At 33.4% G+C, this 371-nt stretch carries 1 protein-coding gene; it reads left to right on the forward strand.

Annotated elements, in window-relative coordinates:
• Positions 1-30: 30 nt before the first annotated feature.
• A partial coding sequence (locus N780_RS20400; protein WP_232299570.1) for an initiator NS1 family protein occupies positions 31-371 on the forward strand: 341 nt, incomplete at its 3' end.

The raw sequence follows: 371 nt of genomic DNA on the forward strand, positions 1-371 counted from the left end.
ATTAAAGATTACTATATTAATGTTGGACAAATGCAGAACCCTAATAAATATAATACCTTCGCGTATCAGGATTGTCACAATAGACGACTTCTTATTTGGAATGAACCAAACTACGAACCTAGGGAAACGGAGAATTTGAAGATGTTATTTGGAGGGGATAACTTGTCTGCTAATGTTAAGTGTAAACCTCAAGCTAATGTAAAGCGTACTCCAGTAATATGTATGAGTAATGTTGTACCCAGATTTGCTAATCATGAAGCATTTGCTGACAGGGTTATTACATATTATTGGAATGCTGCTCCTTTCTTAAAAGAGGTAATAAAAAAGCCACGTCCTGATTCTGTAATGAATTTATTATATGAAATATACAA

It is taken from the genome of Pontibacillus chungwhensis BH030062 (assembly GCF_000770675.1).
Lineage (GTDB): Bacteria > Bacillota > Bacilli > Bacillales > BH030062 > Pontibacillus > Pontibacillus chungwhensis.